General features: G+C 50.5%; 12 protein-coding genes. 9 read left to right on the top strand and 3 right to left on the bottom strand.

All coding sequences use genetic code 11. The features are described from left to right. Window positions 1–63 precede the first annotated feature (63 nt). The 3 genes from tnpC to tnpA all read right to left on the bottom strand — a co-directional run bounded on the left by tnpC (window position 64) and on the right by tnpA (window position 2,292). Window positions 64–1,566 (bottom strand): IS66 family transposase, encoded by a 1,503-nt coding sequence (gene tnpC / locus ADK28_RS23710; protein ID WP_048795398.1) that lies wholly within the window; start codon window positions 1,564–1,566, stop codon window positions 64–66. A gap of 64 nt (window positions 1,567–1,630) precedes the next feature. After that, complete coding sequence (tnpB, locus tag ADK28_RS23705) at window positions 1,631–1,969, bottom strand: IS66 family insertion sequence element accessory protein TnpB (RefSeq protein WP_048795397.1); 339 nt, start codon at window positions 1,967–1,969, stop codon at window positions 1,631–1,633. Continuing rightward, entirely contained in the window at window positions 1,963–2,292 is a 330-nt protein-coding gene (gene tnpA, locus ADK28_RS31845; protein WP_049191698.1) for an IS66 family insertion sequence element accessory protein TnpA, read from the bottom strand. Before tnpA ends, tnpB begins: the two co-directional genes overlap by 7 nt. 216 nt (window positions 2,293–2,508) lie before the next feature. On the opposite strand from tnpA, the gene ADK28_RS31050 reads away from it, so the two are divergent. The 9 genes from ADK28_RS31050 to ADK28_RS23680 form a co-directional block, all read left to right on the top strand. Next, window positions 2,509–7,245 carry an RHS repeat-associated core domain-containing protein gene (locus ADK28_RS31050; protein WP_053091605.1) on the top strand — a complete coding sequence of 1,579 codons (4,737 nt, stop codon included), beginning with the start codon at window positions 2,509–2,511 and terminating at the stop codon, window positions 7,243–7,245. Window positions 7,246–7,258: 13 nt separating this feature from the next. Beyond that, window positions 7,259–7,768, top strand: coding sequence for an SMI1/KNR4 family protein (locus tag ADK28_RS23695; protein WP_048796847.1), 510 nt, complete (start codon window positions 7,259–7,261; stop codon window positions 7,766–7,768). Window positions 7,769–7,958: 190 nt separating this feature from the next. Continuing rightward, the gene (locus tag ADK28_RS33560; protein ID WP_204375382.1) at window positions 7,959–8,225 is read left to right on the top strand and encodes a toxin C-terminal domain-containing protein; all 267 of its coding nucleotides are present in this window, start codon (window positions 7,959–7,961) and stop codon (window positions 8,223–8,225) included. 2 nt (window positions 8,226–8,227) lie between these two features. Beyond that, complete coding sequence (locus tag ADK28_RS23690; RefSeq protein ID WP_048796846.1) at window positions 8,228–8,677, top strand: hypothetical protein; 450 nt, start codon at window positions 8,228–8,230, stop codon at window positions 8,675–8,677. A gap of 177 nt (window positions 8,678–8,854) precedes the next feature. Continuing rightward, entirely contained in the window at window positions 8,855–9,886 is a 1,032-nt protein-coding gene (locus ADK28_RS23685) for an IS630 family transposase (protein ID WP_075202138.1), read from the top strand. Continuing rightward, complete coding sequence (locus tag ADK28_RS30550; RefSeq protein ID WP_075202137.1) at window positions 9,867–10,127, top strand: RHS repeat-associated core domain-containing protein; 261 nt, start codon at window positions 9,867–9,869, stop codon at window positions 10,125–10,127. Before ADK28_RS23685 ends, ADK28_RS30550 begins: the two co-directional genes overlap by 20 nt. A gap of 60 nt (window positions 10,128–10,187) precedes the next feature. Then, complete coding sequence (gene tssD / locus ADK28_RS30545) at window positions 10,188–10,664, top strand: type VI secretion system tube protein TssD (RefSeq protein WP_075202136.1); 477 nt, start codon at window positions 10,188–10,190, stop codon at window positions 10,662–10,664. 152 nt (window positions 10,665–10,816) lie between these two features. Continuing rightward, window positions 10,817–11,398: a hypothetical protein gene (locus tag ADK28_RS31840; RefSeq protein ID WP_152929745.1), complete on the top strand. Its 582-nt coding sequence runs from the start codon at window positions 10,817–10,819 to the stop codon at window positions 11,396–11,398. 298 nt (window positions 11,399–11,696) lie between these two features. Beyond that, window positions 11,697–13,087: APC family permease (locus ADK28_RS23680; RefSeq protein ID WP_048796845.1), on the top strand; the 1,391-nt coding region annotated here is incomplete at its 3' end.

The following is a 13,087-nucleotide window of genomic DNA, read 5'->3' as shown; positions in this document are numbered from 1 at the left end:
GTAAGCACGTGGTGAACTCACCTTGCGTTGCAAGGTGAGTTTGTGTTTTGGATTTTCAGAGGACTAACGGAAGGTATTGCCGGCGTACGGCAGCAGCTCATTCAACCGCCGGTTCGGCCACGACGGCAACCGCGTCAGTACATCACGCAACCAGGCATACGGCTCCAAACCGTTCAGCTTTGCCGTCTCCAGCAGACTCAGGATATTCGCCATTCGCTGACCCGCTCGCAGACTGCCTGCGAAGAGCCAGTTCTTGCGCCCAACCGCCACCGGACGTATCACGTTCTCCGCCCGGTTGTTGTCTATCGGTACCCGACCATCCTCCAGATAGACCAGTAACGCCGCCCATCGCTTCAACGTATAGTCGATGGCCTTGCGTATCCCCGAGTTTGGTGCCGTCTTCTGCTGCTTCACCTGTAACCAGCTTTCGAACGCCTTCAACCGCGGTTTGGCATAACGGTGTCGCCATCGTCGTCGTTGTTCTGCCGGGCGCTGCTTTATCCGTCGCTCCAGGTTGTACAGCTCGCGGATAGTGGCCAGGGCGATTTCTGCCACCGGACTGCCGTTCGCCTTGTGCTGGTCGAAGAACTTCCGACGCACATGCGCCCAGCAGCCGGCTTCCTTCACGCTACCTTCGTCGAACAGCGCCCGGTAACCGGCATAGCCGTCCACGACCAACGTACCCTGCCAGCTATCCAGCATCGCGCTGGCATAGGTGCCACTGCGGCCCGGCTGGCAGTCATACAGCACCACCGCCCTGTCTGCCCCGGCGGCGCTGACGTAGGCCCACAGATACCCCTTCTGGCTGTGACCTTTTTCGGGATTGAGCAACAGTAACGGTGTCTCATCCGCCTGCAGTACCGCTTGCTGCAGCAGGTCCTGCCGCAGGGCGTCGGCCAGTGGCTTCAGTGCCGCCCCCACCGCACCGAACCAACCAGCCAGCGTGCTGCAGGGAATATCGATACCGTGACGCAGGTAGATTTTCTGCTGACGGTATAGCGGCAGATGGTCACTGCATTTGGCTACGGTGACCTGGGCCAACAACCCCGGACCGGGCTGGCCTTTTTCGATAAGCTGAGGCGGTAAGGGAACGGTATGGACGGTTTCACAGCAGGGACAGCTGTAGTGCGGGCGCACCGTGCGATGCACCACCACCCGAGCCGGAATGTACTCCAGCCGTTCGCTCACCTCATCACGCAGGGGGCGCAGGGCGTGCCCGCAGTCGGGGCAGTCATGACTGCTCAGGTCAAGACGGACCGTTTCACGGGATAACTCTGGCGGCAATGGCTGGCGTTTGGGCGGTGTGCCAGGGAGCGCCTTGCCTGCCGGTAACACCGCCGCCAACTGCTGTTCCAGGTCGGCGGTGTCGGCATCGACATCCTCTTCCGCCAGGCTCCGCTGTTCGCCCTGGAAGGCTTCACTCTTGCGGCCGAAGCGCCAGCGACGGCCGGCCTTCAGCGCGTCTTCCAGGGCCTGGATGTAGTGAGCCTGAGCTTCGAGCAGGGCCAGAGCCCGGACACGTAACTCATGGGGATCTTGTGTGGTAAACAGCGCGTCGATATCCATATCAGCAGCTTGACATAACGGACGGTGATAATCACGTCATATCATGACGTTAACGTTTAACGTCTCAGGTTTCCCAGCCCGGCAGGTCAAGCCCCTCAACCTGTTGCCAGTCTACCCCCTTGGTCAGCCAGGCGAACTGCTCTGCCGTCAGCGGCCAGGCGGTATCCCCGGGGCGGGGCCAGGTGAAGTGGCCCTGATGCAACCGGCGGGTGCACAGCCAGACGCCGTGCTTGTCCCACTGCAACACTTTGATGCGTGAGCGTGCCTTGTTGCAGAAAACCACCGCGGTTCCCGGCGGTAAGGGCGAGGGCAAGTGTTCATCGGCCAGCCGGGTCAGGGTATCAATACCCCGGCGCATATCGGTCGGCTCACGGGCCAGCCAGATGGCATGAGGCATTAGCATAGGTTGAGCTCCGCCATGATGGCCGGCAACTGGCTGGGCTGGCAGGTGATGGAGCACCGTTTTAAATTCAGGGTAATGGCGGGCATATGCGGGTCTATGTTGGGGAGGGATAGCGGTGCCTCTTCAGGGGCAACAGTCACCGGAATAAAAGGGGGTTCAGCGGCCGGTGACGTTGGGATTTTGGTCCACTTGCCGACCCAGTTGCAAAAGGTTTTGACATTGAGATGGTGTTGCAGGCTGTACTGAGTGCGGGACAGGCCGCTGAATTGCCAGTCGGCGACATGTTGCTGCTGTTGTTGGAGGGTATGGCGAGATTTTGGCATGGGGGAACCTGCGTAGTGAACATGAGGTTCAAGCGTGCCGAGTCGCACAAGGATTAACAATGTGAGTTCACCGCGTGCTTACTGAGCAGCAACGATGCCGCTGAAAAGAACTTTTCCACTGAGAATAAAATCTCCGGGGGCTGTGTCAAATGCGGCTGTGAGGCGCTGATTCATTACCAGTATGATTCCGGAAAGCCGGTTCCTGATGCGCCCTTCGTGCTGACTGACAGTAACGGAAAGCAGATTAATGGCCGGACTGATGCTGATGGCCTGTGTCTGATTTACGACATGGGATGCGGAACGTTTGAGCTGTTGCTGGATGAAGGTTCAGACACCTTTGAACCGGAAAAGGCAGAGACAAATAACCCTTTACTGCAGGACACCCCTGAATATGCCCGCCTGGCGGGAGAGTATTTCACGCTGTTTCTGCTGCTGCGACAGCAGGGGCTGCTTGAATACGATGCAGCGGACAGCAGCGATAAACAGGTGACGGTGAATGATACCGGCTGGCTGGGCGGGGTATTCACCTCCGTACCGGAAAATTACCGTGACGCGTACGTGCGATTCCGGCAGCTCGACCGGCAGGTTAATCAGGGCAATATCGCGCTCAAACAGGCCATTAATACCATTCACCACCGTCTGGCCGCAGAAGTGGCTGACCAGGTGGGGGATGGTAACACGGCGCTTTTGTTGTTCTGCCAGATTGCCCTGGGTTTTGTGCCCGTGGTGGGGCAGGCCATCGATTTTTATGCCATCGGTGAATGGGCATGGGACAGCTGGAAACACCCTGATACCCTGGATGACCCGCTACATATTGCGGATGGTGTGTTGTGCGCCATCGGGTTTATTCCCGGACTGGGGGATGCCATCAAAGTCTCCGGTCGGGCCATTCTGCGCGGCCTCGAAAAATCCCATCTGCTCAATTCCGGTGATATTCAGTTTGCCATTCGCACTATCAGGGGACTCTCTGACGGCAATCTCGTGAAGGGGCTGAGTTATCTGCAGGGGCAACTGAAGCACTATGGCGCGCAGGCCCGGGCGTTGTTGTCAGAGATACATACAGCGCTGTCAAAAACGCTGACGGACGCGGCCAGTAACAGCTGGATTGTGCAGATGATCCACGCGGAGTTTCGTGCGCTGGTGGATGCGCTGGAACGACTTATTGAAAAATTTGATGCTTCAGTGGCGTACATCACGGCCAGGTTTGATGAGTTTGTTTCGAAAGTGGTTACCCGTGTATCGGATTCTGCACGCCCTAAAGGCAGCTATGAACGCAAAAATGCTGAAGGGATCTCAGCCGCAACGGTATCGGTGAGCGCAGGCCGCAACCGGGGTGAAGTCGTGGATAAAACCCGGCTTGAGCAGGACGCGCTGAAAAAGGATGAGACCTGCCTGGCCTCCAGCAAGCATTGCCAGACGGAAGGTGAGCCGGTTGATATGGCGACCGGGGCGGTTGTTGACTGGCGTACCGACTTCTCCGTGCCGGGATGCTTCCCGCTCGAATTACACCGCTTCTATCGCTCCACCGGCGAGCGTCATTCTGGCCTGCTGGGTTCACTCTGGCGCTGTCAGTGGGATATGCACCTGACCCTGAATAACGGACTGGTCACGCTGACTGACGGTGAGTTCAACCAGCATGTCTTTGCTACACCGGATGAAGGTCAGCATCAGCGGGCGGCTTCCGGGCCTGAATGGCGACTGAACCGCGAACAGGGACGACTGACATTACGTCACGTTGACGGCATCCGTTATGAGTTTGAGTATGCGCAGGGTAAACAGCTCAATCTGACGTCGATGGAAGATCGGGCGGGTAACCGTATTACTCTTCTGCGTGACCGGGGAACGTTACGCTGGGTCGTGCTGCCGGATCGCCGTCTTATTTTTGCCGAAACTGAGCATAACCGACTCACCACACTGAGACTGTGTGACAGGGATAAAAACGCGGTAAAAACGCTGGCAACGTATCGCTATGATGCGCAGGGGCATCTTCTTGAAGTGCGTGCCGGTGAGGGGCGGAGTTTTGATTATCGTTATTCACCTGAAGGCTGGATGACCCGATGGAATGATCTGTCGCAAACGTGGGTGGAGCATACATACGACAGCAAGGGGCGTGCGCTTACTGACAGAACATCAGGCGACTACTGGCGTGGCCGCTATGTCTGGGATGATGAGACCCTTACCGGCCACTACCATAATGGCTTCGGTGGTGTGGTGAGCTACACCCGGGACCACAGAAATAACATCCTCTGTCGTCGTCAGGCTGATGGTGGGGAAACCCGTTTTGAATGGCTGGACGGCGAGCTTGTGGCACAAACTGACCCACGGGACAACCGCACAGAATTCAAGAGAAATTCGTGGGGGCAGGTCGTTGCCGTCATCCATCCGGATGGTACAAGTCAGGGCTATGATTACGACGATGAAGGCGTATTGCAGACGTATACCGATCCCTGTGGTGCGGTCTGGCAGTATGAGCATGACCAGCAGGGGCTGCTGTTGGCAGTCCAGGATCCGGAGAGCCGGCGCCAGGAACAACGCTGGACAGAACGGGGACAGCTGGCCTCCCTGCTTTCGCCGGACGGTCGTGAACAGCACTGGCAGTATAACGCGCACGGGCTGACAGAGCGTATTGAATCGACGGGCATACCTCCGGTGCAATTTCACTACGATAAACAGTATCGTCTTATTGAACGCCGGATCGTTCCGGAAAACGGGAAAATGCTGTTTCGCCGCTGGGAATATAAGGGAAGCAGTGAAACGCCCTGTCTGGTGCGTTATGAAAATAGTACTGAAAGTCATCTGAAATGGGATACAGAGGGCAATCTGACTTCCGTGCGTGACGCGCTGGGGCTGGTGCACCGTTACACCTGGGGGGCGTTTGATAATCTTACCGGGATAACTATCCCGGAGGGGGCCTCCGTCCGGATTCACTATAACGCGGAAGCTGAGTTTGCAGGCGTTACCAACAGTCATGGTCAGAAGTGGGTATACCGGTTTGACGCCTGCAGTCGGTTATCAGAAGAGCGACATTATGACGGAAGACTGTACCGGTACGAATACGATGTCTGCGGACAGCTCAACGCCCGCCATGCACCGGATGGCAGCGTGCTGCGTTATGGCTACGATAAGGTCCGGCGTCTCAGTGACATCACGGCTTATCGTGCAGAGGGAGAGCAGGAAAGCATCACAGCGTTCAGCTATGATGCCGCAGGGCGGTTGCTGAAAGCAGCTGGTGCGGATGCAGTGGTGGAGTACGAGTGGAGCCCGTCGGGTAGGATAATCTGTGAGCGTGTAAACGGGCAGGAGATTCGTTCTGTTTATGATGAGAGTGCTCAGCGCATCGCCGCCAGCGGTTTGCTGAAAGAGCTGGGTCTCAGCTGGCACCAGGGGCGTCTGGCCGCGCTGTCGGTAGGGAGTTATCAGCCGCTGACGTTCAGCCATAATGGGGCTGGTCTGGAGCAACAGCGCAGCAACGGTCAGGGATTCTCGCTTCGACATGAATGGAGTGACACCGGACTGCTGGTGCGTCAGTCTCTGGCGCCGGACGGTGGTCGGGTGAATGACGTGCTGGAGCGTCAATACCGGTACGATGTACTGGATCGCCTGGTGGGCATTGACGACAGCCACTGGGGAAACCGGGAGTTCAGACTGAATGGTACCGGGCAGATAACTGGAGAGCGTGGCGGGCGGGGAGAGCGCCGGAAGCCCAGAGTGTTTGCGTATGACAGCGAACTGAATCTGAAGGAAATTCAGTCACTGGTTGCCGGTAAAGCGCCGGAGTCGTCAACGCCGGTGGTACATACGGACAACATTCATTACGACGTGGCAGGCCGGGTGACTCGCTATCGTGACACACTTTGCCATTACGATGCCTGTGGCAGACTTATTATCAAACGCCGCGAGCGTGCCGGGTTCCGGCCAGAAGAAACGTACTATACCTGGGATGCGCACGATCGGCTGATTCGGATACAGCGTCCTGATGGTGCGCGGTGGCGATACCGGTATGATGCCTTTGGGCGACGGATGAGTAAAGTCCGTGAGGGTAATGTGGAGTCGGCCAGGAGTCTGCTGCGAGTGGATTACTGCTGGGATGGCGACCAGCTGGTCGGTGAACAACAGTGGCTGGCCGATGGCAGTGCAGCCCGCGCCGTACAGTGGGTATATGAACCGGGCAGCTTCCGGCCGCTGGCACAGGTGGAAAAGCAGGGGGATACGATCCGCCTGCATTACATCGTGACGGATTTGACCGGTACGGCGAGGGAGCTGTGCAGCGAAGACGGCGAGGTTCACTGGCGCGGTGAGCAGGCGCTGTGGGGCGGGTATCAGGAGACGAAAACGCCAGTTCCCCACCCCATGTTCCCGGGGGATGCGGCTAACGATGAAGTCAGCTGTGACCTGCGTTATCCCGGTCAGCTTTATGATGCCGAAAGCGGGTTATACTACAATCGATATCGTTATTACGATCCTGAACTTGGGCAATACCTGTCGTCAGACCCAATAGGTTTAGCTGGTGGGATAAGGCCGCAGGGTTATGTGCATAATCCGCTGGAGTGGATTGATCCACTTGGTTTAATTCTTGGAAAACCGCCTAACTCTCCTGATCCAATCAAATGGGTAGCTAAAGGAGGCACTGTCGAGAATGAATCTGACGGAACATGGATTTATAAAAATGCTGCTGGTACGACGGTTCGTTATCCTGATGGGTATCCTGACTTTGGCCCTCATACAGTGCAACAGGTTGATGTTCCAGACCTTATGGGAAATCATGGTCGGAGTCCATTAGGTGATTTTGGTAAAGCTGATGCATTGGCTCCAAATGGACCTGCTGATTATTTGAATAATACATGGCATCATCATCAAAATGGAATTACGATGCAAGAAGTGCCCAAAAGTGTGCATTCTGAATTTACACATAAGGGTGGCGTTTCTAATATTAAAAATAAAAAATGTAGCTGACTTTGGAGGGTTGATGGCAATCATAAAATCATTTGGTACTAGTGATTCAAATATCCTGAAGGTTGAATCCACTTATGGGGTTATTCTTCCTAAAGATTATTTTGAATTTTTGACTCGGTTCAATGGGATGTTTATTGGTTCGGGCTCTTATTGTACGATTCCTTTTTCCATGGTTGATAATGGTGAAGTGGATTTCCAGGAAATGTATGGTATCGATACTAAAAATGAAACTCTAAATCTGGTAAAGGTAAACGAAATACGAGATGAATTTGTTGCTTTTGATAACCCTTTTGTCATTGGTGCGGATCCAGGTGGGAATTTATTTTTAATTAATGGAAGTGGGGGCGATAAGTCAATTTATTATTGGGATAGAAGTCATATGCATTTTGATGATGGTTTCTGTCATCAGGAGTTTAATGAGGAAGGTAATGTTTATAAGATTTTTAATACATTCACTGCCTTTTATAACTCTATATTGTCTAATGTCGGTGGGGATGTCAGGGTAAATATCGAACTTTTGTAAATTGCATTATAATTTTACCTTGGAATCGGTCACAATATATCGTGATTGATTTGATCGGCTCTGCGAGAGGGTTGTGCTGAGAAAATCCACAAGAGGCTAACAGTCGAATCCAGAGCTTGGGCAGTATTTGTAGCCTGATCCAATAGGGCTGGCTGGTGGTATCAGGCTACAGGGCTATGTACACAATCCTGTGGAATGGATTGACCCGCTTGGTTTGGCTGGGTGTGGGCATGCAGATAAAGCGAAAGAATTAGGTTATAGCAAAATTAATGAGCGGTCACATGGTCAACCTGTTTTCACAAATCCCAAGTCGCCTAATAAAATCAAATACATTACGCCAGATGTGGATCAACATAATGGTGGGTATTGGAAAGGAGCTGATAGCGTTAGAAATTTAGGTAGTAGGAGAACCCGGTCTGGTACTTACGACGAAAGTCTGAACCGAATTGGAGATTAATTGTGAGATTTTCATATAGAATAACTAAGTATAAGAAATATGATTCTTTTGGGAATTTATGCTCTTCAGATAATGAATGGACTAGCTTTTTTGATGTAGGGAAGAAGGTCAGTATCTCAGAGTATGAAGTGGTTGAGAAGGAGTATGTTGATTTTGTACTAAATGCTTGTGGTTTGTTTAATATCGTTGGTTTGTGCATTAAGGGGGTGGAGATTAATGTCGAACTGTTTAAATATAAAGACAATGAAGTTGTTTTGAGGGGCGAGCTTGAGGAGGTGATTAGGTCGATCTTGAGGGAGGATATATGGTGTAAATTGGTTTCTGATAATTTTGAGTTCCACTTCGGATATGATTTTTATATGTATTTTATTTTTGATGCTGAAAGTGATGACGTAATTCATGAAATTAGAACAAATCTTACCGTTCAAACTTACAAGTCACCGTATGAGTAAATAAATAACAAAGTGGGTTATAGATATTTCTAAATACTTTCCTGCAGTTGTTATTTCTCTCTTATGGAAAATACCTAAATAGCTGCACCGAATAGTAGATCACTTTAAGGGAACTCAGTCCAGATTATGCGATCTGATCAATCGCCAAATAACGCATATCACCAACCGGACTGAGCGATGCCGATCATAGCACCAATTTCCCGTGACGAACGACGCCTGATGCAGAAAGCAATCCATAAAACGCACGATAAAAATTATGCCCGCAGGCTGACGGCCATGCTGATGCTGCATCGGGGCGACCGCGTCAGCGATGTTGCCAGAACGCTCTGCTGTGCCCGTTCCTCCGTCGGACGCTGGATTAACTGGTTCACGATGTCGGGTGTTGCAGGACTGAAATCATTACCTGCCGGACGAACCCGTCGCTGGCCTTTTGAGCATATCTGCACGTTATTACGTGAGCTGGTAAAATATGCTCCCGGCGATTTTGGCTACCAGCGCTCACGCTGGAGTACAGAACTTCTGACAATAAAAATCAGTGAGATAACCGGCTGTCAGTTACATGCCGGAACCGTTCGCCGCTGGTTGCCGTCTGCGGGGCTTGTGTGGCGAAGGGCCGCGCCAACTCTGCGTATCCGTGCCCCGCATAAGGATGAAAAGATGGCGGCAATCCACAAAGCACTGGACGAATGCAGCGCAGAGCATCCGGTCTTTTATGAAGATGAAGTGGATATCCACCTTAATCCCAAAATCGGCGCAGACTGGCAGTTACGGGGACAACAAAAGCGAGTTGTTACGCCGGGGCAGAATGAAAAATACTACCTGGCCGGGGCTCTGCACAGCGGTACGGGCAAAGTCAGTTACGTTGGTGGCAACAGCAAGAGTTCGGCGCTGTTCATCGGCCTGCTGAATCACCTGAAAGCCAGATACAGACGGGCAAAAACCATCACACTTATCGTGGATAACTACATCATCCACAAGAGCCGTGAAACACAGCGCTGGCTGAAAGGTAACACGAAGTTCAGAGTGATTTATCAGCCGGTCTACTCGCCGTGGGTGAACCACGTTGAACGCCTATGGCAGGCGCTTCACGACACGATAACTTGCAACCATCAGTGCCGCTCGATGTGGCAGTTGCTGAGAAAGGTTCACCATTTTATGAAAACCGTCAGTCCATTCCCGGGAGGTAAGCATGGTCTTGCGAAAGTGTAGCGGTATTAGGCGTAGCTATTTAGGGCGGTTAGCTGAAGTCAGCTGTGACCTGCGCTATCCTGGCCAGTTTTATGATGCCGAAAGCGGGTTATACTATAATCACTATCGCTATTATGATCCTGAGTTAAGGCAATATCTGTCGTCAGACCCGATAGGGCTGGCTGGTGGTATCAGGCCACAGGGTTATGTACATAACCAGCCAAGTTTGGTTACGTTTACGAAGTATCACGCACCAAAATAAAATATTTTATCACGGTTTTTTGCTGTTATTTTTATTATACACTGAAAATAGGACTCGGATATGTCAGACCTTATATACATGAAAGTTGAAGGTAAATCCCAAGGTGTTATATCTCAGAATGCATCTTCATTTTCATCTATCGGTAATAAGCATCAGATCGGACATGAAGATGAATGTTATCTTTATCAAGTGAATTCATCAGGCTATAGAGATCTTGCCGCAAATATAGGACACATGTCATTAACAAAGTTAATCGACGGAGCCACACCTTTACTATCGTTAGCATTAAGTAACGGTGAGGAGTTGAATATAGAGATTTCTTTCTATAGACATACAGGTACACAATCATGCGAACTATATTTTAAATCGTTATTTAGAAAAGCATATATAACACAGCAAAATATTTCCATGGGGAATGATTCCGCACAGTCAGATATGGAAACACTGATGGTAAGATATGGGAGTGTAACTCATAAGCATGTGACAGCAAATACACATGGATATATTGTCTGGTCAGATAAACAGAAAGAGGACTAGATATCTATGTAAAATTTAAATCTACAGCTTGTTATTCCTTTGGCAGAGTTTCATGCATGTTCTATATCTAAAGTGGTCGGAGCACCATTGGAAAATAAATCCGTAAACATGTGGCCGTAGCTTAATGATTGATACTAATAATAGTGGTATATATGGATAATGTAAGGCTTCTCGATATCAAGCCCGACTTTTATGCTTTTTCACATCGTGTAAATCAATATACTGAAATTATAATTAGCGCACATGGTTGGCAAAATTATATTGTCAGGGATGGTGAGTATTTAGATGCCGTTAGACTAAACGCTCTCATTACAGATTGGGGTGAAAATTTTAGCAAAATAACAATTGCTAGTTGTTTTTCCGTTTACCTTAAACCTTCGACTGTAATGCAAAGATTGAGGTATTCAGGTATATATGGCTATCAAGATACCCTCGCTTGTAGATTATCTGGATGTATTCCTAATGTTAGGGTTGTGGGGTTTATTGGTAAGGTTTATTCAAGTGTTGACAACCCTCATGCCTGGTCTTTGTATCATGATTCAGTTACTGGGGTAGAGGACAGGGAGATGCTTGAAACGATGCTGGACCTTTTATTTTATATTAAATTTGATGCAACTGTCTCAAACCAAATAACTAATCCTTGCAGATATGTTGAATTTCTTAATGGAAATCCATGTGCACAATATGGACCTCCGCCACTAACTATAGGCGATAATGTTTACACTCAGCTTTAAATATGTTTGCGAAATAGTTTACCATTATAAAGTAAGCTATTGAAAGACTTACTATTCAGAGAAATTAGTTGGTTTATGGCGTAATACTGATGGTGTGTTTTCTGGAGCGATGTTTTACCAGAGAAAGATTACGGAGCGAACATTTTTCGAACAAAAAATCGTATGCTTATCAATCAATAGTAAACCAAAGCTTTGAAGCAATATCCTACTGAGAGTCAATATGATCAGATGTTCTCCATTCGAAATCAAATGGAAACATGCCTGTTGCCGGCAACAGGCCCACAATAAAAGGTGATGTATGAGTTATGATACGGATAATATTAAAAAGCCGGGATTATTTACCGCTATAGCAATCGGCGTCGGGTGCATCGTGGGCAGCGGCTGGCTGTTTGCCTCTTATAACGCCGCCAGGCTCGTAGGGCCAATGTCTTTTGTCTCCTGGATAATGGGCGCGCTGCTGGCGTTAACGCTCGCCTTACTCTTAGCAGAAACGGCGTCCATGTTCACTGATCGGGGCTTTTTTGCGAGGATATTGACGTTCAGTCACAAAAATAACGATTATGGATTTCTTATTGCGGTGGCTAATTTATTTGGGCTCATTCTGGTCATTCCCTCAGAAGCGTCAGCAACAATACAATACCTGAGCCACGTCTACCCCTTATTGATGACGGGAAAGGACCTGTCGTTGACGGGTGAGCTGTGGGTTTGCCTGCTGGTGCTGCTGTATGGGGCGATCAACTTCTGGGGAATGCGACTATTATCCCAATGCAATAATGTTATTACCCTGTTTAAGATTATCGTGCCAATTAGCACGGGCTTCCTATTGATTATCTATGCCGGGTGGGACGGCCATTTTAGTCTGTCTAACTTTACGCTAGGCGGTTTTTACACGGCGACGGGCGTTCAGGAAACGGCGACGGGCATGATGGGGCCTGCCGTGTCGGCGGTGGTGCAGGCCGGCATCTTCTATTCATTCTACGGCTTCGCCATGATCGCCATTTTCGGCACTGAGTTAGATAAGCCACAAAAAACAATCCCCCTGGCGTTAATTAGCTGCGTGTTTTTATGCCTGGGGGTGTATTTATTACTGCAGTTTGCTTTTATTGGCGCCATGCCTGCCAATCTGATTGCCGGGGGCTGGAGCCATATAGGTCTGTTCACATCGCCCTTAGCGCAGTTATTAGGGCTAATTGGGGTCAACCTTGGCGTGGTGACCGTGCTGTATATCGATTCGGCCGTGAGCCCGTCAGGAACGGGGGCGATCTACATGGCGTCAAGCGCAAGGATGATCACCGGCATGTCACAGGATGGACAGCTCCCCTCGTTTTTCAATAAGATATCGGAAAGGTTTAACCTATCCCGTCGCTCCCTCACGGCGGTATTTGCTATCAGCATATTTATCGTCTTTTTTGCTAAGAACTGGCAAAACATCATGATCATCGTCACCGTTTTCCAGCTGTTAGCGTGCGTTGCTATTCCGGTCGCATTAGTGAAACTACGAAAGTCAGAACCTGACAGAGCCAGGCCGTTTAAAATGCCAGGCGGCACGGTGTTAAGCTACATGATATTCCTTGTGTTAGCGTACTTAACTATCCAGGCGCACGAGAAGGCGAACGTATTTTCGTTAATTGCGATGGTGGGGCTGTTTGTGATTTACGCCGTCAGTAAATACAAGGGGGAGGTGGGGAA

Origin of the sequence: Serratia sp. 506_PEND, assembly GCF_001076875.1 — a bacterium.
Classification (GTDB): Bacteria; Pseudomonadota; Gammaproteobacteria; order Enterobacterales; family Enterobacteriaceae; genus Serratia; species Serratia marcescens.
Note: the sequence above shows the minus strand (reverse complement) of the source record. Positions and strands in the feature narration are given on the sequence as shown.